The organism is Plantibacter sp. PA-3-X8 (genome assembly GCF_003856975.1).
GTDB lineage: Bacteria > Actinomycetota > Actinomycetes > Actinomycetales > Microbacteriaceae > Plantibacter > Plantibacter auratus.
On the sequence record NZ_CP033107.1, the window covers coordinates 3862681 to 3883516 of the forward strand.

21 protein-coding genes and 1 tRNA gene are annotated in these 20836 nt (G+C 68.1%); 10 read left to right on the plus strand and 12 right to left on the minus strand.

Annotated elements, in window-relative coordinates:
* Positions 1–25: 25 nt before the first annotated feature.
* Positions 26–613 carry a CGNR zinc finger domain-containing protein gene (locus EAO79_RS18100; protein ID WP_124769872.1) on the plus strand — a complete coding sequence of 196 codons (588 nt, stop codon included), beginning with the start codon at positions 26–28 and terminating at the stop codon, positions 611–613.
* Positions 614–925: 312 nt separating this feature from the next.
* Here the strand turns inward: EAO79_RS18100 and EAO79_RS18105 are convergent, their stop codons facing one another.
* Positions 926–1552: an isochorismatase family protein gene (locus EAO79_RS18105; protein WP_124769873.1), complete on the minus strand. Its 627-nt coding sequence runs from the start codon at positions 1550–1552 to the stop codon at positions 926–928.
* Positions 1553–1676: 124 nt separating this feature from the next.
* On the opposite strand from EAO79_RS18105, the gene EAO79_RS18110 reads away from it, so the two are divergent.
* From EAO79_RS18110 to xerC, 6 genes are all read left to right on the plus strand, one after another.
* The gene (locus EAO79_RS18110) at positions 1677–2633 is read left to right on the plus strand and encodes a GlxA family transcriptional regulator (RefSeq protein ID WP_124769874.1); all 957 of its coding nucleotides are present in this window, start codon (positions 1677–1679) and stop codon (positions 2631–2633) included.
* Between the two features lie 276 nt (positions 2634–2909).
* Positions 2910–4898, plus strand: a complete 1989-nt coding sequence (locus EAO79_RS18115; RefSeq protein ID WP_124769875.1) for a serine hydrolase — start codon at positions 2910–2912, stop codon at positions 4896–4898.
* Between the two features lie 374 nt (positions 4899–5272).
* Positions 5273–6217 carry a Sua5/YciO/YrdC/YwlC family protein gene (locus EAO79_RS18120; RefSeq protein ID WP_241160927.1) on the plus strand — a complete coding sequence of 315 codons (945 nt, stop codon included), beginning with the start codon at positions 5273–5275 and terminating at the stop codon, positions 6215–6217.
* Between the two features lie 135 nt (positions 6218–6352).
* Entirely contained in the window at positions 6353–6871 is a 519-nt protein-coding gene (locus EAO79_RS18125; RefSeq protein ID WP_124769876.1) for a hypothetical protein, read from the plus strand.
* A 549-nt stretch (positions 6872–7420) separates the two neighbouring features.
* A complete protein-coding gene (locus EAO79_RS18130; protein ID WP_124769877.1) occupies positions 7421–7609 on the plus strand; it encodes a helix-turn-helix domain-containing protein in 189 nt (62 codons plus the stop codon).
* Positions 7606–8760, plus strand: coding sequence for a tyrosine recombinase XerC (xerC, locus tag EAO79_RS18135; protein WP_137243698.1), 1155 nt, complete (start codon positions 7606–7608; stop codon positions 8758–8760). Before EAO79_RS18130 ends, xerC begins: the two co-directional genes overlap by 4 nt.
* Before the next feature lie 187 nt (positions 8761–8947).
* On the opposite strand, the gene EAO79_RS18140 is transcribed toward xerC, so the two are convergent.
* From EAO79_RS18140 to topA, 6 genes are all read right to left on the minus strand, one after another.
* Positions 8948–9023, minus strand: a tRNA-Thr gene (locus tag EAO79_RS18140).
* 35 nt (positions 9024–9058) lie between these two features.
* Complete coding sequence (locus tag EAO79_RS18145) at positions 9059–9694, minus strand: TetR/AcrR family transcriptional regulator (protein ID WP_175117477.1); 636 nt, start codon at positions 9692–9694, stop codon at positions 9059–9061.
* 19 nt (positions 9695–9713) lie between these two features.
* A complete protein-coding gene (locus EAO79_RS18150; protein ID WP_241160928.1) occupies positions 9714–11240 on the minus strand; it encodes an alpha/beta hydrolase in 1527 nt (508 codons plus the stop codon).
* 108 nt (positions 11241–11348) lie between these two features.
* A complete protein-coding gene (locus EAO79_RS18155; RefSeq protein WP_124769880.1) occupies positions 11349–12482 on the minus strand; it encodes a DNA polymerase III subunit delta' in 1134 nt (377 codons plus the stop codon).
* A gap of 178 nt (positions 12483–12660) precedes the next feature.
* Positions 12661–13296: a dTMP kinase gene (gene tmk / locus EAO79_RS18160; RefSeq protein WP_124769881.1), complete on the minus strand. Its 636-nt coding sequence runs from the start codon at positions 13294–13296 to the stop codon at positions 12661–12663.
* A complete protein-coding gene (gene topA, locus EAO79_RS18165; RefSeq protein ID WP_124770228.1) occupies positions 13293–16148 on the minus strand; it encodes a type I DNA topoisomerase in 2856 nt (951 codons plus the stop codon). The genes tmk and topA overlap by 4 nt, the downstream gene beginning before the upstream one ends.
* 161 nt (positions 16149–16309) lie before the next feature.
* Here topA and EAO79_RS18170 point away from each other — a divergent pair, with 161 nt between their 5' ends.
* Entirely contained in the window at positions 16310–16555 is a 246-nt protein-coding gene (locus EAO79_RS18170; RefSeq protein ID WP_124769882.1) for a hypothetical protein, read from the plus strand.
* Between the two features lie 19 nt (positions 16556–16574).
* Here the strand turns inward: EAO79_RS18170 and EAO79_RS18175 are convergent, their stop codons facing one another.
* From EAO79_RS18175 to EAO79_RS18185, 3 genes are read right to left on the minus strand one after another with little or no spacing between them, the layout of a single operon-like run.
* Positions 16575–16997 carry an Rv3654c family TadE-like protein gene (locus EAO79_RS18175; RefSeq protein WP_124769883.1) on the minus strand — a complete coding sequence of 141 codons (423 nt, stop codon included), beginning with the start codon at positions 16995–16997 and terminating at the stop codon, positions 16575–16577.
* On the minus strand, positions 16994–17305 hold the full coding sequence (locus EAO79_RS18180; RefSeq protein ID WP_159879647.1) for a TadE family type IV pilus minor pilin: 312 nt from the start codon (positions 17303–17305) through the stop codon (positions 16994–16996). The genes EAO79_RS18175 and EAO79_RS18180 overlap by 4 nt, the downstream gene beginning before the upstream one ends.
* A gap of 45 nt (positions 17306–17350) precedes the next feature.
* The gene (locus tag EAO79_RS18185; protein ID WP_121293956.1) at positions 17351–17563 is read right to left on the minus strand and encodes a DUF4244 domain-containing protein; all 213 of its coding nucleotides are present in this window, start codon (positions 17561–17563) and stop codon (positions 17351–17353) included.
* Between the two features lie 175 nt (positions 17564–17738).
* On the opposite strand from EAO79_RS18185, the gene EAO79_RS18190 reads away from it, so the two are divergent.
* Positions 17739–18089 (plus strand): PadR family transcriptional regulator, encoded by a 351-nt coding sequence (locus EAO79_RS18190; RefSeq protein ID WP_124769884.1) that lies wholly within the window; start codon positions 17739–17741, stop codon positions 18087–18089.
* On the plus strand, positions 18086–18649 hold the full coding sequence (locus tag EAO79_RS18195) for a hypothetical protein (protein WP_241160929.1): 564 nt from the start codon (positions 18086–18088) through the stop codon (positions 18647–18649). The genes EAO79_RS18190 and EAO79_RS18195 overlap by 4 nt, the downstream gene beginning before the upstream one ends.
* Before the next feature lie 45 nt (positions 18650–18694).
* Here EAO79_RS18195 and EAO79_RS18200 read toward each other — a convergent pair whose 3' ends face one another.
* Entirely contained in the window at positions 18695–19759 is a 1065-nt protein-coding gene (locus EAO79_RS18200) for a type II secretion system F family protein (RefSeq protein ID WP_124769885.1), read from the minus strand.
* Positions 19756–20790: a TadA family conjugal transfer-associated ATPase gene (locus EAO79_RS18205; protein ID WP_124769886.1), complete on the minus strand. Its 1035-nt coding sequence runs from the start codon at positions 20788–20790 to the stop codon at positions 19756–19758. Before EAO79_RS18205 ends, EAO79_RS18200 begins: the two co-directional genes overlap by 4 nt.
* Between the last annotated feature and the right edge of the window lie 46 nt (positions 20791–20836).

A 20836-nucleotide genomic window follows, 5' to 3' on the forward strand; every position in this document is an offset into this window, starting at 1 on the left:
GAACCGACTGTGGTGCAATGGGTCAGTGCAGTTCAACCATGACAATATGACCGGCGCCTTCCTCGCCGCGGACCTCGTGAACTTGGCCCATCGACACTGGTCGCGATCAGCCCTCCTCGACGTGCTCACCACGCACGAGATACGTCGTCGCGAGGTTACCGAATCAGGTTCGATGTCCCTTCGGGACTGGACCGGTCGCCTGCGACGAGTGTTCGACAGCGGCGAGGCCGACACACGGTGCACGGCAATCAATGATGTTCTCGATGCGGCGGTTTCCCGTGTCTACGTCACCACCCACAACGAGTTGCGCCCGCACCTGCACTTCGTCTCGGACGAGCTGGATGTCGTCGCGCGTGTCAGAGCCGTCACCGCCGGCGGCCTCGCCATGTTCCTGGTCGAGGCGGGAGGCGAACGCCTCGGTCGCTGCGGCCGTGACGGCTGCGGTCTGGTTTTTGTGGACACCAGCAGAAACGGCCGGAGAGCCTACTGCTCGGCGCGCTGCGGGAATGCAGTCGCAGTCGCTCGTCATCGTGGCCGGGTCGTGCCGAAGGCTGAGACCGAGTCGGAACGACAAACACCCGCGAATCCGGGTTGGCCCTCGAGTCCGGCGTGAGGGACACCTCAGCTTGCGACAAGGATCAACGCTGGTCGCCAGCGCCCCCGTCGATTCTGGACCGGACCGCCCATGCCTGTTGAGAAGCTCATGCTCACTGCCGAAGAGGCTGCAGCACCCCTCGGGGTGGGCCGCTCCACGGGCGACGACCTCAAGAGGCTCGCTGCGCCATCCGCTGACCGCATCAAGACTCTGGGCGGAGCGACAGATCGACGAGGACCTGGAAGCCAGGGACGCCTTCGACGAGCTAGGGCCCGAGGAGGCGACTTCGGCGATCTGACTCGAGGCGGCTTGGTGCCGCCCCAGAGAGTCTCAGCTATTCGCGCCGCGCGTCGCCGAACTCGGGAGGTTGTCCTTCGGAAGACTCTCACCCGCTGCCAAGGCCTCGGTCCAGACTTCCGTGGTCGAGACGGCCGCGAAGTTCGAGTTGAGCAACGCCATGAGCGTGCCGTGCACGGTCCGAGCGTCCGCAGATCCGGCGTCGTTGGTGATGTTGATGGCCCCGGTCGCGTCGGAGAGGACTTCGGCCTCAAGGCCGAGTGTCTCGGACTGGGCCGCCGACGCAAGGATGCAGTTGTTCGTCATGTAGCCGACGAGTGTGACGGTATTCACATCGTGCTCCTGGAGCCAGTCGAGCAGATCCGTTCCCGCGAAGACAGACCCGTACTGCTTGGTGATCGACTTCCATTCGGGCCGCTGGCGGCGCGCGATCTCGGGGTGCACGTCGAACCCGGTGGTGGCGGGGTTGAAGACCGGGGCACCCTCGCCCGCCGTGTGTTGGACGACCGCGACTGGGACGCCGGCCGCGACGGCAGCGTCGATCGCCGCGGTGATCCGAGGGAGAGACTCGGCGTGAGGCGGGAACTGGATCTCCAGTGGACCGGAGAAGTACTCCTGCTGTACGTCAACGAGGATCAGCGCGCGTCGTGCGGTACTCATGGTTTATTCCTTACGGTCAGATGTCGCCGTTCTGGCGACCTTCCTAGCCTTCGCTGTCGGCGCATGATCGACAAGTGGCCCAGATACGCAATACTGATGAGATCAGGCCAAGATCGGAGCGCTCGTGAACATTGCTGTCTACGCTTTCGACGGCATCTCGCTGTTCCACCTCTCGGTGCCGCAGATGGTCTTCGACGAGGTACGACGACTGGGACTCGGAGACTGGCGGCCAGTCCTGTTCGGCGATTCCCTTGGCCCGATTCGCACGGCTGAGGGCTACACGATCGAGGGGACTCAGGGGCTGGGCGCTGTCGACGCCGCCGACATCGTCGTCATTCCGTCCTGGACGGACGATGCCCGAGCCGTTCCGCCGAGCCTGCACGACTCCGTTGTCGGCGCACACCGAAGCGGTGCGATGGTCGTGGGCCTCTGCCTCGGAGCCATCGCTGTCTCCGATATGGGCCTCCTCACCGGTCGCAGCGCTGCTACCCATTGGCACGCCGTGGAGAGCCTCCGAGCCCGCCACCCCGACATCTCAGTCGACGCCGACAAGCTCTACGTGGATCACGGCGATGTCCTGACCTCGGCCGGAACGGCCTCGGGTATCGATGCCTGTCTCCACATCGTGCGAACCAGACTCGGCGCGGAGGCTGCCAACCGCGTCGCACGCAGCCTGGTCGTCGCCCCGCACCGCGAAGGTGGGCAGGCCCAGTACATCGAGCGGCCGATCCCGAGTGACACCGGCGAGGACCCCATCGCCCGGGCGTCCGCATGGGCTCTCGACCACCTCGACGACGATCTGTCTGTCGATCGTCTCGCCGCGGCTGCTCGGATGAGTCGTCGATCATTCGCGCGACTCTTTCGGATGGCGACCGGCGCGACGCCCGCCGCCTGGATCCGCGCGCGACGCCTGGACGAGGCCCGCCGGCTCCTCGAGATGACCGATCTCCCCATCGATCGCATCGCCGCGTCATGCGGATTCACACCGGTCACCTTCCGGCAGAACTTCGCAGCGACCTTCGGCAGCACACCGTCCGGGTACCGTGCCCGATTCGACGCGCGGCAGGCGGCGGCAGATTAGCTGGCGGCTCTCGAGATCCCCGCGTCCCGTGACGGTTCACCCGATTCGACCTGAGCGGCCGACATGTCTGATCCGCTCATCGGAGTCGTTGGGTGAACCGGTACGATCGTCGCTCTCGGCGCACACGCGCTGCTGAACGCACACGAACTCAGCGCCAGACCAGAACAGTAGTTTTGGCGCGGAGGACTGAATGATGGTCGACTGTCTTTTGTGAACGACACCCATCGCGGATCCGGCCGCCCTGCCCTGACGGCTCCTCGATCCCGGGGATGGCGAATGCTCGCCCTCGCGGTCGCGGGGGTGATCGCCTGCGGTGCCGCACCGGCCGCCGGATCGGCACTGGCGGTAGAACCCGCGGAGGTGACGCCTCAGGGCGAGACGGCCGCTTTGACCTCGCAGGATACGGCCGCGTGGCTCGACGGGATGCTGCCCGCCGCTCTCGAACGTGAGGGGATCGCCGGCGCCGTCGTGTCGGTGGTGAGCGGCGGCGAGATCCTGGCGGAGCGCGGCTACGGCGTGGCGAAGGCCGACACCGGGACGGCCGAGCCCACGGCGGTCGACGTCGACCGGACGCTGTTCCGGATCGGGTCCGTGTCGAAGCTGCTCACGGCGACCGCGGTCATGCAGCAGGTCGAAGCGGGTACCGTCGATCTGGACGAACCCGTCCAGTCGTACCTCGACTTCACCCTGCCGGTGATGTTCGACACCCCCGTCACCCTCCGTCACCTCCTGACGCACACCGCCGGCTTCGAGGATCAGCTGGGCGGCCTCATCGCCTCCGCGCCCGCTCAGCCGAAGCCGCTCCGCGACACGGTGTCCGTCGATCCACCCGTGCAGCTGTTCGAGCCGGGCACCACGCCGTCCTACTCCAACTACTCCAACGGGCTCGCCGCCTACGTGGTCGAACGCGTCACCGGACGACCGTTCGAGGAGTACGCCACCGAGCACATCCTCGAGGCAGCCGACATGGACGGCGCAACGTACGAACAGCCACTCTCACCCGAACGGCAGCAGGACATGTCGGCCGGGTACCGGTTCGCCGGATCACCGGAGGTGCCCTTCGAAGTGGTCAGTCCGTCGCCAGCGGGTGCCGTCACCGGAACCGCCGGAGACCTGGCGAACTTCATGAACGCACAGCTCGGTCACCCCGCCGCCGACGGGCGCACCCTCCTCGCCCCTGAGACGCTCGACGAGATGCATGCCCCGGCGCTCGGCGAGGAACAGTTGGGGAACCTGGCGAACGGTCCACAGATGACCCTCGGTTTCTTCGAGCGGGACCGCAACGGACACCGCGTCCTCAGCCACGCCGGCGACCTGACCGCCTTCCACGCTCAGCTCGAGATCTACCCCGACGACGACGCCGGGATCTTCATCTCCCTCAACAGCACCGGTGTCAACGGTGACTCAACGACGGCGATCCGCGATGCGATCACGACCGGGTTCGCCGATCGGTACTTCCCCGAGGATCGCACGGCCCCCGGGGCCGTCGAGACGGCGGCGGACCACGGCGCCGCACTGGCCGGCACGTACCAACTGTCGCGACGAGGCGAATCGACGTTCGTGCGCCTGTTCTACATCCTGTCAAGTGTGGAGGTCACCGCCGAGCAGGACGGGGTGGTCACGATCTCCGCGATCACCGACAGCGCCGGGACGCCGCTCCGCTTCACCGAGGTCGAGCCGTGGGTCTGGCAGGAGATCGGCGGTCAGCGCCGGGTCGCCGCTGCGACGGACGGGGACGTCGTCACGGCAGTCGGGTTCGATCCGGCGTTCACGATGCAGCCCATGCCGACCGAGCGCGCGCTGGTCCCGACCGTCGCCGCCCTGTCGCTGATCATCCTCGTCCTCGCCCTGATAGCGTGGCCGCTCGGAGCCCTGCATCGCGCGGGCCGCGATCAGCCCATACCCTCCGATCGACGCGGGCGGGCGCTCACGTGGTGGACGCGGGGATCGATCCTCGCTCTGATCGCCGCGGCACCGTTCTGGGCCGTCGTCGCGCAGGCGCTCATCTCTGACGGACCGGCGCCGTCGGCGATCGTCATCCGGATCGCGCAGATCCTGACCGCCGTCGCGGTGCTCGGGTGTGTTCCGAGCGCTTGGCGGGCGATCCGGGCGGCGCGCGGCGCCGGATCGACCGAGGGCCAACGTCACCGTCGGATATCGACGCTGCTCCGCGTGATCGGCGCGACGCTCGTCTCGCTCGCCTTCATCGGCCTCGGCTTCATCGCGATCGTCGGAGGACTCCTCCTCCCCGACCTCAGCTACTGACCACGGCACTCACCAACGAGGTTGGCCTGCCACTCGATGATCCTGAACCATCGGACGTCTGGACAACCGCCGCTGGTCACCGCTCCGACCCAGTGATGTGAGGCTTCGTCGACAGCTGAATGAAACCCGTTGCGCGACGGTTGGGAGCGAGTCACCCGGAACGACCGTGCGCGGGGTCGACTGGAGCCTGCGCGCGCTCGACGGGCCAGGGTCTCTTGAACCTCTACGAAACGGCGCTCGGGACACCGGCCGGGTCTCTCGTTCATCCGAATGCGTCAGCCGAGATGGATGGACCCTCGAAGCACTCGGGGTCCATCAGGGTGTCGTGGGCCTCCTGTCCGTCACAGCACTCCCGGCGAACCTGGGGCTGTGCCATGAAGGACCTGGAGATCCCCCGGCATCACCCTCGCTCTCAGATTGTTGGGATCGACTCAGCCATACGATCGTCTAGCTCAGACGATCGTCTAAGCAAACCGTATGAGATCAGGAGCATCCGCTCCTGGCCATCCGACGATTCATTGCATATCGAACGGAGCCTCATGAGCACCACGCCAATCCACTGGGCCGGCGGCACCCCAACCGAAGCGGTCGAGCTTCTGTCGGGAGCAGGCGGTATCGCGGTCGTCCCAACGAAAGTCGGGTACATCATCATGACGAGCGATCGTCGAGGGCTCGACCGCAAGTTCGACGCCAAGGAGCGCCACCGGAACAAGCCGGGCGTCGTCCTGGTGAGCTCACTCGACATGCTTCGCGAACTCGCCCAGCTCACCCCGGAGATCGACTCCCTCTACGAGCGGTGCTGGAACGAGGACGTGCTGCTCGGCTGCATTCTCCCGTGGAGCGACGCCGGGAAGAAGGCCATTCCGTCCGATGGGTCCCACCAGCTCATGATGGACGCCCGCGGCACGTCCTGCTTCGTCATCAAGTTCGGTGTTCCCGCCGAGAACGTGGCCCGCCAACTCTACGAAGACCACGGCAAGATCGCATTCGCCAGCTCCGCGAACCCGTCTGGCCAAGGGAACCGCGGGCTCGTCGAAGGAATCGGTGATCGCATCACGGAAGCTGCCGACGTGATCATCGAAGCCGACGACTACGTCGCCTCGATCCAACCAGACACGAGCGTGGACACTCGCTATGAGCAAGGCGTCATGGTGTCCATGGTCGACCCGTCGGGCGCCCTTGTACCCGAACAGAACGGCCAGCGATCGATCGCTCCCTGCCCGACGCTCATTCGCAAAGGACTCGCCGTCGACCGCATCATGATGCTTCTGGCCGACACCTTCACCAGCTGGGACTATCGCCAAGGCGAGTACTACTAGGCCTGGAACAACGCGGGCCCTTCCGCTCCAGACGACTCACCCATGCGCAGCACATCCGACCATCCTGAGGAGTTCCATGCGACGCTGCAGCCTGCGATCACGAACCGCCGGGATCACCCCGTTCCGGTGGATGGCATGACCGAACCTCAGGTGCCCTCGGGGCCGAGGCTGTCTCGGGAGGACGCCTCCAGCCGGATCACGGCCTACGTCTACGGCAACATCGTGATCCTCGCCACGATCGCACCCCTCACGGCGGTGAACGCCGAGAACGGCGGCAGCTTCTGGTACGTGCTCGCTACGGCGTTCACCACCTTCCTGGCGCACACGTTCGCCGAATCGATCGGGCGACGCGCCAGGAGCGACGAGCGGTTGACGCCTGCGATCATCCGCGCTGAGCTGCGCGACTCCCTCCCGGTGCTGACGTCGGCCTTCTTCCCGGCGGCGGTGTTGGGCCTGGCCTGGGTGAGTAACGTCTCCGGCTTCGTGGCGGAGGTCACCGCCCTGGCTTACCTGATCGTGCGGCTTGCGCTGATCGGCCCGGTCGTCGCTCGGATCCGGCAGGAGCGCCCGTCGTTCCGCACCTTCGCTGCCGGGATCCTGCTCGCCATGGTCGGTGCCGCGGTGGCGCTCGTCAAGGTCGTTCTCGGGTCCTGACCATCGGCTCCCCGATCACGAGCAAGGGTGGATGCCTCGGTATCGCATGTGGTCATGGACCGGCATCGCCGAAAGGGGGTCGATGTGAGCCTCGGTGACCATCTGAGATGACCGCCGCGGCGCTCCCAGGGCATACTGACCCGTTCGGACTGAGAACGCACCTCGGCGGGTCAGTGTCCTGACTTTGCGGCACTCGCGCTGCAGTCAGCGCTCGGATCGGCGCGGACGGAGGCAGCGGGCCCAGTCCGCTTTGTGATCCGCCCGGCCAGGAATCGGAACTGCTGCCGGCGATGCCGTCGGTGCATGAGGTTCCGGCAACCTGCCGGAACCGCTGGCGCGCAGCCGTGCGAAGGGCCGGCCGGAACGGCATTCGGTCGAGCAGTCGACTCGGTTTAGGAAGCTTCCCCGGAGAAATCGTCTTCGAAGTGGAAGTGGCGTCTGAACGCTCACTAGCTGACGCAATCCGCTGAAGTCCGCCGCTTCGTTCGCTAGCCAGCAAGAGCAGCCAAAGGGCATCCACTCGGCAGCCCAACGACTGATCGGATCATGATGCCAATCGACAAGCTCTTGCTCACCGCCGAAGAAGCAGCGGAATCGCTCGGAGTGGGACGATCCACCGTCTACGACCTCATGAGGTTGGGTCACCTTTCCAGCGTCAAGATCGGACGCGCCAGACGCATCCCCGTCGCAGCGCTGCACCGCTTTGCCCAGCACCTCGCAGGTGAAGACCAGGCGTGAGTCAGCGGGCAAACGGCGAGGGGTCGATCTACAAGCGCACCGATGGGAGATGGACAGGTGCCACCTATGTGTTGGCGCCGGACGGATCACAGAAGCGCCGACAGGTCTACGGTCGCACCAAGGCAGAGGTCGCGGCCAAGGTCCGTGACCTCATCACGCAGACAGACAGCGGTGTGCCGACGGCAGTGTCGGGCTGGACGATGCAGACGTACGCGGCGCATTGGATGCAGCACGTCGCTCCGACCGCGCTCCGCCCGACGACACGCGCCAACTACGAATGGATCCTTGGGAAGCACATACTGCCCGCGCTCGGGACAAAGAAGCTCGAGCAGATCACGCCAGCGCACGTGCGCGAGATGCACACCGCCATCGCCCGCACCGGCGTATCAGCGCACACCGTGCGACTCGCCCACGCAGTGCTGAGAAGCATCCTCGCCGAGGCAGCCAGAGAACAACACATTGCTCGGAACGTCGCCTCGCTTGTCCGAGCACCGAAACTCGATGACTCAGAGGTTGAGCCCTGGACTGCCGAGGACGCCTCGACCTTCCTCGAGTCCAGTCGTGAGTCGCAGTTCGCCGAGATCTATACCCTGGCGCTCACCCTCGGTCTGAGGCGAGGCGAGCTCTTGGGCCTGCGCTGGATTGACATCAACGCCGAACGAACAGAGCTCCGGGTTCGTCAGACGGCACATCGCGCCGGCGTCGGCCAGGGCATGAGCATCGGCCCCACCAAGACCAAGCGCTCCCGACGAACACTCCCCCTGCCCGAACGTGCCGCCGATGCACTGAGACGGCGGCACGCAATCCAAGACGGCGACCGCCGAGCCGCAGGACCAGCGTGGGACGACACGGGGCTGGTCTTCACGACGAAGATCGGCACACCGATCGAGCCCAGCAACCTGCGTCGAACCTTCGACAAGGACATCGCGGCCGCGGGCGTCCGCCGCATCCGTTTTCACGACATGCGCCACACCTGCGCATCCCTGCTCCTCTCGCAGGGCGTGCAGATGCGAGTCGTCATGGAGATCCTTGGACACTCGAACATGGCGATCACCTCCGACATCTACTCGCATGTTGCGCCGGCGACGCTGAAGAGCGCTTCTGCGGCGATGAACTCCGCGCTCACCGACCGAGGCCCGAGCCTCGACTGACCACTGTCGTGCGCCGCGGTTCGTCGGCGTCCGTGGGCGTTGCTGTCAGCCGTTGCTGTCAGCGTTGCTGTCAATCGGGCCCAAAACCGCACCTGCCCGCCAGAATTGCGAGGCGATCGTGGATGGATCGAGGCAAGAAAAAAGCCGCTGACCTGGGTGTTCCAGGGCAACGGCCGGGTGGTGCTGATGGAGCCGCCCAAGGGAATCGAACCCTTGACCTTCTCATTACGAGTGAGATGCTCTGCCGACTGAGCTAGGGCGGCGCGTGCGCTGGTCGCCCGGCGCACGAGTATCCATGTTAGCGCAGCTTTTGGACCGTCGTGTACAGCTCGGCGAAAGAACGACGGATCCGCTCGGCGAGGGACCCTGGCGTCGGCGCATCGGCCCAGCAGCGCCAGGCGTGACGCAGGCCGGCGAAGCCCACCATCGTCACCATCCAGCAGCGGTCGAACAGTGCCTCCGCGTCCTCCGCGAGCGTCGGGTCGTCGTTCAGCACCCGCCGCTCGACGACCTTGTACAGGCCCTCCTCGAAGCCTCGCATGCTCGCGATCCGCGCACCCAGCAGGTGCGGGTGGTCGCGCAGCACGTCCTTGCGGAGATGGTGGATCTCGACGTCCTCGTCGGCGTCACCGACGGTCCGGGCCAGGAGCTCCCCCAGATCGGTGAGCACGTCGGTGGCGGGGCCAGCAGTGAGGAAGGCGTGGAGGGCGTCGCCGTCCGGGATCAGCGGGATGTCGCCGATCAGCGCCTCCTCCTTCGTCCCGAAGTAGTTGAAGAAGGTCCGCGGCGAGACCTCCGCCCGACGGCTCACCTCCTCGACCGTCACATTCTCGAGCCCCTGCTCACTCGCGAGCGTCAGCACCGCGTGCTGGATCGCCCGACGCGTCGCGAGCCGCTTCCGCTCGCGGAGCCCGAGTTCAGCCGGCGCCGTCATGGTCATCAGGATCCCGCCGTCAACTGCACATCGGGTCCTTCGACGGCACCGTGCCGTCGATGAGGTACTGGTCGACCGCCTGGTTCACGCAGTCGCTGCCCTTGTTGTAGCCGGTGTGACCCTCACCCTTGTAGGTGATCAGCTGACCCTTGTCGAGCTGCTCCGCGAGGTTCTGCGCCCAGACGTACGGCGTGGCCGGGTCGTTCGTCGTCCCGACGACGAGGATCGGCGCAGCACCCTTCGCGTGGATCTCCCCACGCTCGGTCCGCGTCTGGTACGGCCAGTTGGCGCAGAACGTGTCGCCGTAGGCCATGTACTCACCGATCACGGGAGCCGCCTCCTCCAGCTGCTTCGCCTCGTCGGCCATCTTCGTCTTGTCGTCGTCGTAGCTGTAGTCGAGGCAGTTGATCGCGTTGAAGGCCTCGGTCTGGTTGTCGGCGTACTTGCCGGACTCGTTGCGACCGTTGTAGCCGTCGGCGAACTGGAACGCGATGTCGGTCCCACCCTGCATGACCTCGGCGAACATCTTGCTGAGGTATGGCCACGCATCGGCCTGGTACAGCGGGTAGATGATCGCCGTGAGCAGCGTGTTGCCGCCCAGCTCACGTCCGTCGTCGCCGGGGATCGGGTTCGCGTCGACCTCGTCGAGGAGCGTCTTGATCTCGGTCATCGCACTGTCGACGGAGCCCTTGAACGGGCAGTCCTTGCCCGTCATGCAGTCCTCGAGGTAGGCGCGCAGAGCACTCTCGAAGCCCTTGGCCTGCTCCTTGACGACCTCGAAGTTCGACGTCGACGGGTCGATCGCACCGTCGAGCACGAGGCGCCCGACGTTCTTCGGGAAGAGCTCCGCGTAGGTCGCTCCGAGGAAGGTGCCGTACGAGTACCCGAGGTAGTAGAGCTGCTTGTCGCCGACGGCCGCACGCAGCATGTCGAGGTCCTTCGCAGCGCTCTGCGTGTCGACGAACTCGAGCATCTTGCCCGTCTCCTCCGCACACGCGTCGCCGAAGTCCTTCGCAGCCTTCTCGTTCGCGGCGATCCACTCGTCGGAGCCGCGCTTCCCCGGCGTCACGTCGTACAGGTACGCGTCCATCTCGGAGTCGGTCAGGCAGGTCACCGGCGTCGACTTGCCGACACCGCGGGGATCGAAGCCGACGACGTCGAAGTTCTCCTGGAGGTCCTTGTCGACCGCGAAGTCGAGGCTGTCGGCGACGAGGCTGTAGCCGGAACCACCCGGTCCGCCGGGGTTCATGAAGAGCGAGCCGATCGGCTTGCCGTTCGTCGCCTGGTGACGCACGAGCGCCAGGGAGAGTTCGCCGTCCGAGGGGTTGTCCCAATCGATGGGCGCCTTCGCCGTGGCGCACTCGAAGCCGTCGGCACAGCCGCTGGTCTTCCAGTCGAGCTTCTGCTCGTAGAAGGGCTTCAGCTCGGCGGCGACGTCGCTCGTCGCCGGCGAGGAGGACGACGTCGTCGGCTCGGCGGCCTTCGGTGGCAGGAAGGCCGTCACGCACCCACTCAGGGTGAGTGCCGCGACCGCGAGACCGGCCACCAGGGCGACCCGCGCCGTACGGCGCGCACCGGGACCCCTGCGACGGGGCGCACCGGTCGATCCCGTCGAGTCCGACGGCTGCTGCCTGGGCGAAGTCACAGAGGCTCCCTACCGGACCGCCGACACGAGCATGGCCTCCAAGGCCAGCGCCGGGGCGACGTTCCCTTCGATTCGTGTGCGGGCGACGGAGATCGCCTCCAAGGTTTCGATCGTAACCGCAGGCGTCGTCCGGCGAGCGGCTTCCTCGAGTTCCGGACGCAATTCACGGTTGATGATCGTGGCGTCGTGCCCCAGCTGCAGGAGCACGATGTCGCGGTACAGCGAGAGCAGGTCGACCATGATCCGGTCGAGCCCGTCGCGCAGGCTGCGGGTGGCGCGCCGCTTCTGGTCCTCCTCCATCGCCCGCACCTGCGAGCGGAGGGCCGGTGGGACCGATTGACCGGGCTCGACGCCGAGTGAGCGCAGGGTGCTCTCCCGCTCGGCCTCGTCGCGGAGCGAGGTGTACGCCTTCGCGTCATCGCCCGCCAGCTCGAGGAGGCGACCCGCGGTGACGACCGCCTGGCCGGCGCTCCGGATGTCGAGCACCGCACGGAGCGTGGACTCACGGCGCTGCCGTGCGCCGGGGTCGGTCGCGAGGCGGTGGGCCATGCCGACGTGGCTCTGCGCCTCACGGGCGGCACGCTCGGCGAGGTCGGGCTCCACACCGTCGCGCCGTTCCAGCAGCTCGGCGACGTCGTCGATGGTGGGGACGCCGAGGCGGACCGAGCGGACGCGCGACCGGATGGTGGGCAACAGGTCGGCCTCGCTCGGCGCGCACAGGACCCAGATCGTGCTGCTCGGCGGTTCCTCGAGCGACTTCAAGAGCAGGTTGGAGGTGCGCTCGGTCATGCGGTCGGCGTCCTCGACGACCATGACGCGGAAGCGACCGACGGACGGCGCGCGGTAGGCGTTGCGGACGAGGTCGCGGACCTCGTCGATCGTGATGATGACGCGATCGGTACTCAGTGCGGAGAGGTCGGGATGGGTGCGCGCCTCCACCTGACGACGGGTGACGTCGTCGCCCCCGGGCTCACGACTGAGCAGCGCGGCGGCGAACGCGTAGGCGAGGGTCGACCGGCCGGAACCGGGCGGCCCGGTGATGAGCCAGGCGTGGGTGAGGCCCTTGGGCGTGACCGGGTCCGACGCCGACTGGAGGAGCTCGATCGCGTCGCGTTGACCCGTCAAGTCGGTCCAGGAAGCCATGCGTCCAGGATACCGGGCGGCACCGACCTGAGCCGGCGGGCCCTTCGACAGGCTCAGGGACCGGGAGGATGTGCGCTCAGGGACGGGAACGGTGTGCGCTCAGGGACCAGGAGGATGTGCCCTTCGACAGGCTCAGGAACCGGAGTGGGGTGCGCTCAGGGACCGGGAGGGCATGCGCTCAGAGGAGCGGTGCGATGCGGGCCTGGATGTCGGCGGCGAGTTGCTCGGGTGGGAGCGACGCGTCGACGACGAGGAACCGCTCGGGCTCCGCTGCCGCGAGGGCGAGGAACGACTCCCGCACCCGGGTGTGGAAGTCCTGCGCCTCGGCCTCGAGCCGGTCGAACCGCTTGTTGGCGTTGTCGAGACGACCACGGGCGACGGCGACGTCCAGGTCGAGGAGCACGGTCACGTCGGGCAGGAGGTCCTCGGCGGCCCAGAGCGAGATACCGCGGATCTGCTCGGCGTCGAGCACGCGCCCGCTGCCCTGGTAGGCGACCGACGAGTCGAGGTACCGGTCCTGCAGGACGACCTCGCCCCTCGCGAGGGCCGGGCGCACCACGGTGGCGATGTGGTGAGCACGGTCCGCTGCGTAGAGCAGGGCCTCGGCACGCGGGCTGATGTCGCCTCGGTGATGCAACACGATCTCGCGGATCTCGACACCGAGCTCACTGCCGCCCGGCTCACGGGTTCGGACGACCGTCCGCCCCTGCTGCTCGAACCAGTCGCTCAGGAGTCGAGCCTGCGTCGACTTCCCGACACCGTCGCCGCCCTCGAGGGTGATGAACAGGCCCCGAGGGCGTCCTCCCTCGCTCACGTGACGGCGTCGGCCTTCGCCGCAGCCGCCTTGTTCGCAGCGCGGGTCGCGGCAGCCTTCTTCGCCGCTTCCGAGCGGGCGGTCGACGTGGCCGTCGCGGACTTCGTGGCCGCCGTCTTGGCGGTCCCCGTCTTCGCCGCGGCGGTCTTCTTGGCCGGAGCCTTCTTCGCGGGTGCCTTCTTCGCGGGAGCCTTGCGACCGGCCTTCGGCTTCGCCGGGCCCTTCGCGCGCTTGTCCGCGAGGAGCTGGACCGCTCGCTCGAAGTCGACGTCGTCGACCTCCTCGCCACGCGGGATCGTCGCGTTGGTCACGCCGTCGGTCACGTAGGCGCCGAAGCGGCCGTCCTTGATCTTGATCGGCTTCCCGCTCTCGGGGTCGGCCTCGAACTCCTTGAGGGCGCTCGACGCCTTCCGGGCTCCGTACTTGGGCTGTGCGAACAGCTCGACGGCACCGGCGAGGTCGACCGCGAAGATGTCGTCCTCGGAGGTGAGCGACCGGGTGTCGGTGCCCTTCTTCAGGTACGGACCGTAGCGACCGTTCTGCGCGAGGATCTCCTCGCCCGACTCGGGGTCGGCTCCGACGACGCGAGGCAGGTCGAGGAGCTTGAGCGCGGTCTCGAGGTCGATGGTCGCGAGGTCCATCGACTTGAAGAGCGACGCGGTGCGGGGCTTCTCGGCCGCCGCCTTCTTCTTGGCGGGGGCCTTCTTCTTGGCACCCGCAGCAGGCTCGGTCACCTCGCCGGTCGCCGTGTCGACGGAGAGCTCCGCCTCGGGCTCCGGGTCGACCTCGGTGATGTACGGGCCGAAGCGTCCGTCCTTCGCGACGATCTCCTTGCCGGTCGTCGGGTTCACGCCGATGACGCGATCGCCGACGACGGGTGCGTCGATGAGCTCGTGCGCCTTCGCGGGCGTCAGCTCGTCGGGCGCGAGGTCCTCGGGCAGGTTGACCCGACGCGGCGTCGGTGCTTCCTCTCCCTCGGCCGGCGGCGGACCGTCGGGCGTGACCTCGAGGTACGGGCCGTACTTGCCGATGCGGAGCGTGACCCCGTCGTCGATGACGATCGAGTTGATGCGGCGGGCGTCGATGTCGCCGAGGTTGTCGATGACCTGACGCAGGCCGCGACCCGAGTCGTCGCCGAAGTAGAAGCCCTTGAGCCAGTCGACGCGGTCGACCGAGCCGCCGGCGATCCGGTCGAGGTCGTTCTCCATCTCAGCGGTGAAGTCGTACTCGACGAGTTCCTCGAAGTACTCCTCCAGGAGACGGACGACGCTGAACGCCACCCAGCTGGGGATGAGCGCCTGGCCGCGCTGCGTCACGTAGCCGCGATCGATGATCGTGGAGATGATCGATGCGAACGTGGACGGTCGCCCGATGCCGAGCTCCTCGAGCCGCTTCACGAGGCTGGCCTCGGTGTAGCGCGGCGGCGGCGAGGTCTCGTGCCCCTTCGCCTCCGGGTCCTCGATGCCGAGCTGCTGGCCTTCGGTGAGGGGCGGCAACTTCGCCTCGGACGCGTCGTCCTGCGAGTTGCGGTCCTCGTCCTGACCCTCTTCGTAGGCGGCGAGGAAGCCGCGGAAGGTGATGACGGTACCGGAAGCGGTGAACTCGGCGCGGCCCACGTCGGTCTTCGACTCGAGCGTGATCGTCGCCGTGGAGCCCTTCGCGTCGGCCATCTGGCTTGCGACGGTGCGCTTCCAGATCAGGTCGTACAGCTTGAAGTCGTTGCCGCGGAGCGTCGAGGCGAGCGAGGACGGCGTGCGGAAGGTGTCGCCCGAGGGACGGATCGCCTCGTGCGCCTCCTGCGCGTTCTTGCTCTTGCCGCTGTAGAGGCGAGCCTTGTCGGGCACCGTCTCGGCACCGTAGAGGGCAGCAGCCTGCTTCCGCGCCGCGTCGATCGCCTGCTTGCTCAGCGACGGCGAGTCGGTACGCATGTACGTGATGTAACCGTTCTCGTACAGCGACTGCGCGACACTCATCGTCTGGCGAGCGGAGAAGCGGAGCTTGCGACCGGCCTCCTGCTGGAGCGTGGAGGTCGTGAAGGGAGCCGCCGGCCGGCGGGAGTACGGCTTGGACTCGACGGAGAGGACGGTCGCCTTGGACTGCTCGAGTGCTGCGGCGAGCGCCGTGGCCCGCTGTTCGTCGAGCGGGACGGCACTGCCCTTGAGCTGTCCGAGGTCGTCGAAGTCGCGGCCGGTGGCGACGCGGTCGCCGTCGAGCCGGACGAGACGCGCGGTGAAGGGCGCTCCGGTGGCGTCGGCTTCGGGGAGGAAGCGGGCGATGACGTCCCAGTAGGAGGCGGCGCGGAAGGCGAGGCGCTCGCGCTCCCGGTCGACGACGAGTCGGGTGGCGGCGGACTGCACGCGTCCGGCGCTCAGTCCGGGGCCGACCTTGCGCCAGAGCACGGGCGAGATCTCGTACCCGTAGAGGCGGTCGAGGATTCGGCGGGTCTCCTGGGCGTCGACGAGGTCGGTGTCGAGGGGCCGCGTCTTGTCCTTCGCGGCGAGGATGGCGTCCTTGGTGATCTCGTGGAAGACCATGCGGCTGACGGGGACCTTGGGCTGCAGGACCTGCAGGAGGTGCCACGCGATGGCCTCGCCTTCGCGGTCCTCATCAGTCGCGAGGAGGAGTTCGTCGGCGTTCTTGAGCGCGCGCTTGAGGTCCGCGACGGTCTTCTTCTTCGCGTCGGAGACGACGTAGTACGGCTCGAAGCCGTTGTCGACGTCGACCGAGAACTTGCCGAGCGAGCCCTTCTTGAGCTCGGCGGGAAGGTTCTTCGGCTCGATGAGGTCGCGGATGTGACCGACCGAGGACAGCACCTCGTAGTCGTCACCGAGATATCCGGCGATCGACTTCATCTTGGTCGGTGACTCTACGATCACGAGTTTCTTGCCTGCCACGAGGCTCCTTCCATCAGGCACACCATACACACGTGCACAGCAGGCTTGTCCAATCGTGGGGCGGCCACGCGCGTGTCCATCCCCTTGCGTTCTGCGGCGTTCGGAGCAGAATGTCTGCCATGAGTACCCAGACGAGTTACACCGTGAAGTTGACCGACGGTCCACTGGAGGGCAAGACGATCAGCGCCCGACTCAGCGACCACGGATCACCGACGCCCACCGTCGACGTGCCGAGCGGCACCGCCGGCAAGGTCTACCGGTACGCCCGGACGACCGGCGAGGAGTACGACCACTCCGGTGCCCCGAGCGCCGTCGACTACCGCTTCCTGGAGGCGGTCTTCACGACCGACTCCGGTCAGGGCTGACCGATCGCACCGCTACCTCTTAATAGGTGGCGGTCACGGGCACCCCGACGACTGCGCCGGACGCCTCCGGAGGAGGTCCGGCTCTCGCAGCGACCGTGATGGCGCCGAAGGCCGTGTCGACAGTGGCGTCGACGAGGACGGTGACGCCCTCCACACTGCAGGTGCCGAGCGACGCGTCATTGCGCGCCGCGACCATGCGAGCAGTTTCGCAGGGGAAGCCTGGGAGACGGCCGGACGCGGTGTCGGCTGCCGCCAACGCGGCTGCGTCGGCCGCGTTGGCCGCTCGCTGATGAGCGGCGAACAGCGTCACGACGGGCAGACTCGCCAGGAGGACGGCGACCAGGGCGCCGAGGATGCCTGCCGCGAGAACCGACCCGGCCCCGCTCTCCTCCTGGATCCCGTCCTTCGCGTGGAGGACCAGGAGGCGCCACCTCACGCTCATCGGCCGCCGCCCATGGCGCACGAGGATGCCGACACCGGGACGACGCCGGCCAGGCCGGATCCGCCCACCGCGTCGACGCGCACGCAGACGAGGTCGCCCTCCACGCCGCTCGTCATGGTCGCCCCTGGGAGGACGCGCGCGACCCGACCCGCCGCGGTCCCGGCGTCGTCGCCTCGCCCCAGGCTCCGGGCGGCGTCCGCCGCCGCGTCGGTCGCGCGGAGCTGGGTCAGGCCGACCTGCACCGCGGAGAGCCCCATCGCCAGCACGAGGACGACGGCAGGGACGACGACCGCGAACTCCGCCGTCACGGCCCCGTCCTCCGAACGGCATGTCGGAACCTTCAGCCGCACGACTCAACCGTTCGCCGTCAGGGCTCGTCGGATGAGGTCGGTGAGGATGCCCCGCACCTCGTCTCCGCGGAGGATGGCGACGAGGAGTCCTGCGAACCCGACGGCCGCCATCGTGGCCACCGCGTACTCCGCCGTGGCGGATCCCCGTTCGTCCTGCAGGACGCGCCGCACCTCGCGCGTGACACGCTGCTCGACTCGACGACCGATCGTGATCATGATGTTCCTTCCCCGCACCGGAGTGCTGCGCTCGTGGCACGAACACCTCCATGTTCGGCGAACACGTCCAGCGACGCGCGGGCGGAGCCGACGACGGCGACAGGCCGGGTCGACAGGTCGGTTGTGGAGCGAACTCGCCTTGCACCCAGCGGCTATTCATGCTTGAGTAATAGTCATGGATGAACAGTTGGCGGCACGCGACTCGCAACTCCTCCGGGGCGTGTTGCCGATGCTCATCCTGTCCACCGTGCACCGCGGCGAGACCTACGGGTACGAGCTCGTCGAACGACTCCGAGCCCTCGGCCTGGCCGACCTGGCGACCGGCGTCGTGTATCCGGTCCTCAGCCGGTTCGAACGAGACGGACTGGTGACCGCACATCGGGTCGCCTCCTCGGGCGGCCCAGCACGGAAGTACTACGCGATCACCGAACGAGGAGACGCGGCGAGGCTCGACGCCATCGCCCGTTGGAGGGCGATGACCGACATCGCCGAACGAGGAATCGACCCTGAAGGAGCATCAGCATGATCGATCAGAAGCGCCCCACAGCGGACGACCTGCTCGCCGAGCGCGCTGCACGCGGACTGAGCCTCGCGGACCGCTGGCGACGTGACTCGTACCTGCAGCGCCTCGACTGGCACCTCGAGGCCGTGGTCACGGGGCGGGAACGCCGCTCGATCATCCGGTCGCTCCGAGACGAACTCTCGGTCGATCAGCGACTGATGACGATCGCCCTGGCCGACCTCGGCTCACCACGCGCCCTGGCCACCCGCTACGCCGACGACCCGGCCCGCTTGCGACCGACCTGGTCGATCGGGATCATCTGGGGCGGCGTCGCCATCCTCGCCTACTGGTTCTCGTTCGCCCTGTTCACCCTCGGGATGCTCGCGGTGGTCGAGCAGTCGACGCTCGATGAGGCGCACGCACGGTTCTTCTTCGTCGACGTACTCGCCTTCGCCAACGAGGACGGCATCGGCGTTGGCTGGTCCGGCGACGTCGCGTGGATCCTCGTGCCGATCGTGATCATCGCCGTCGCCGTGCTCATCGGAGCACGCTGCTGGCGCGCACTCCCACGCTCCCGCGGCTGAAGCAGTCCCGCGACGGAAGCAGGCAGTTCGGCGTCGACCGGATCGTCAGAACCCGAGCGTCGTCGAGGTGATGACGCTGAGGAGGAGCGGAGCCACACCGACGAGAAGGAAGGCCGGCAGGATGCAGACCCCGAGCGGGATCATGAGGCGGGTCGCGAGGATCGCTGCAGCCCGCTCGCCATCGGACCGCGCCTGATCACGCTGCTGCTCCGCCTCGCTACGCAGCAGCTCACCGGCGGGGATGCCCGCCCTGGCCGACAGGGCGAGGACGCTCGTGATCGTGGCACCGTCGTAGGGGACGGCGAACCGCTCGCACGCTTCCTCGACGATCGACCGGGCCGCCGGCGCCGCTCCCCCACCCGCCATCGCCACCGCGACGAGGTCGAGTGACAACCCCGGTGCGGGGTCGCGCCTGGCCGCCCGTGCACTGAGCGCCGAACTCCAGCGCGCGCCGAGGATGAGGAACGCCACACCGGCCGCGAGACAGCAGAGCCCAGGAGGCGTTGCGAAGAGCGTCCGCAGCGTGTCGAAGCCGAGGGCCATCCCGAGGAGGACGGCGACGAGCGGCAACCAGAGCACCAGCCTCGCGGTCGCGGACGGCCCGGCGAGCGCCGTGCCGACATCCCGACCGATGCGGTCCAACTCGCGCAGCGACCCGGCGAGGTCCCGCAGACAGACACCGAGTGGTGCGCCGCTGATCGCAGCGACCTGCCAAGCGGCGGCCAGGCCCGCCCAGGCCGTCCGGGCGCCAGCACCCGGCTCCTGATCAGCGATGGCGGCGATCGCCGCCGGCAGGTCGCCCCCGTGCACTGCAGCGTCGGCCACCGCTGACAGCACCGCCGCGTCGGCTCGATGATCGCTCGTCGGGCCGGTTTCATCGTCCGGTTCATCGGTCGCGAGGCCGTCGGACACCGTCGCGGATCGGGTCCGCGCATCGGCGTCCGCTTCCAGGGCGAGATGCCTCCAGGCGCTGCCGGGTGCGACGCCGGCACCCAGCAGCACGGCCAGACGACGCGTGGTGCGCGCCACGCGGGCGGGACCGTCGTCGTCGGGTGGGGCCGCACCGGGAAGCGCGGCGGGCACCCGCCGCAGGACCCGTAGCCGGGTCACGGCAACTCCTTGACCGAGAGGCGGTCGTGTTCGTCGATCAGGAGACGGCCGACGGCGACCACCTGCCGTCCGACGGGAAGTCGCGCCAGGTGCACGATGAGTCCGATGGCACTCGTCGCCTGACGGGCGACGGCCTCCTGACTCATGCCGGCGAGCGCACCGAGCGCCTCCAATCGGGCGGGAACGTCGGTCACGGAGTTCGCATGGAGGGTGCCGGCACCGCCGTCGTGCCCGGTGTTGAGCGCCGACAGCAGCTCGCGCACCTCGGGCCCCCGGCACTCGCCGAGCACGAGCCGGTCGGGGCGCATGCGGAGGGCCTCGCGCAGCAGGCGCTCGAGGTCGATGCCGCCGGCCCCCTCCAGGTTGGCCTGGCGCGACTGCAGCGCGACGACATGGGGATGGAGGATCCGCAGCTCCGCGACGTCCTCGATCACGACGAGCCGCTCGGCGGGCGAGGCGAGGCCGAGCAGTGCGCCGAGCAGCGTCGTCTTCCCGGAGCCACCCGCACCGGTGATGAGGATGTTCGTCCGGGCCGCGACGGCGTCGCGCAGCAGCTCGGCGACCGCCGCAGGGAACATCCCGGCGGTCTGCAACGCCTCGAACCCCAGCGCTTCGTCCCGCGGCACCCGGATGGACAGGAGCGTCCCCCGCGTCGACACCGGCGGTAACACCACGTGGACCCGCACCCCGTCCTGCAGACGCACGTCGACGCACGGCGTCGCCTCGTCGACATGCCGCCCGCCTCTCGCCACCAGGCGGACCGCGAGCGCACGGATGGTCGCCTCGTCTGAGCGCCACCCCGCCTCGCGGACGAGCCCGGCACCGTGGTCGAGCCAGAGGCCGGACGAGCCGTTGACGAAGAGGTCGGTGACCCCCGGATCGGCGAGGTAGGGAGCAAGAGCCCCGAAGTCGGCGAGCGCCGTGACCCCGCGCGACTCGCCCGCACGCGCGGGTTCGGCGTCGACCGCCGCTTCCGGTGGGTCAGGCGGAGCGGCGTCGGGCGGGACGGAGACGACGAAGCGATCGGGCATGTGGCGAGCGTAGAAGCGCCGGCTCGAGCCGCGAGGCTCGGGGCGC

Coding starts and splice junctions, on each gene's coding strand:
- EAO79_RS18105 (WP_124769873.1), bottom strand. CDS start 1,552: ATGAGTACCGCACGACGCGCGCTGATCCTCGTTGACGTACAGCAGGAG.
- EAO79_RS18115 (WP_124769875.1), top strand. CDS start 2,910: ATGCTCGCCCTCGCGGTCGCGGGGGTGATCGCCTGCGGTGCCGCACCG.
- EAO79_RS18120 (WP_241160927.1), top strand. CDS start 5,273: ATGAAGGACCTGGAGATCCCCCGGCATCACCCTCGCTCTCAGATTGTT.
- EAO79_RS18125 (WP_124769876.1), top strand. CDS start 6,353: ATGACCGAACCTCAGGTGCCCTCGGGGCCGAGGCTGTCTCGGGAGGAC.
- EAO79_RS18130 (WP_124769877.1), top strand. CDS start 7,421: ATGCCAATCGACAAGCTCTTGCTCACCGCCGAAGAAGCAGCGGAATCG.
- EAO79_RS18145 (WP_175117477.1), bottom strand. CDS start 9,694: ATGACGGCGCCGGCTGAACTCGGGCTCCGCGAGCGGAAGCGGCTCGCG.
- EAO79_RS18155 (WP_124769880.1), bottom strand. CDS start 12,482: ATGGCTTCCTGGACCGACTTGACGGGTCAACGCGACGCGATCGAGCTC.
- topA (WP_124770228.1), bottom strand. CDS start 16,148: ATGAAGTCGATCGCCGGATATCTCGGTGACGACTACGAGGTGCTGTCC.
- EAO79_RS18170 (WP_124769882.1), top strand. CDS start 16,310: ATGAGTACCCAGACGAGTTACACCGTGAAGTTGACCGACGGTCCACTG.
- EAO79_RS18175 (WP_124769883.1), bottom strand. CDS start 16,997: ATGAGCGTGAGGTGGCGCCTCCTGGTCCTCCACGCGAAGGACGGGATC.
- EAO79_RS18185 (WP_121293956.1), bottom strand. CDS start 17,563: ATGATCACGATCGGTCGTCGAGTCGAGCAGCGTGTCACGCGCGAGGTG.
- EAO79_RS18190 (WP_124769884.1), top strand. CDS start 17,739: ATGGATGAACAGTTGGCGGCACGCGACTCGCAACTCCTCCGGGGCGTG.
- EAO79_RS18195 (WP_241160929.1), top strand. CDS start 18,086: ATGATCGATCAGAAGCGCCCCACAGCGGACGACCTGCTCGCCGAGCGC.
- EAO79_RS18205 (WP_124769886.1), bottom strand. CDS start 20,790: ATGCCCGATCGCTTCGTCGTCTCCGTCCCGCCCGACGCCGCTCCGCCT.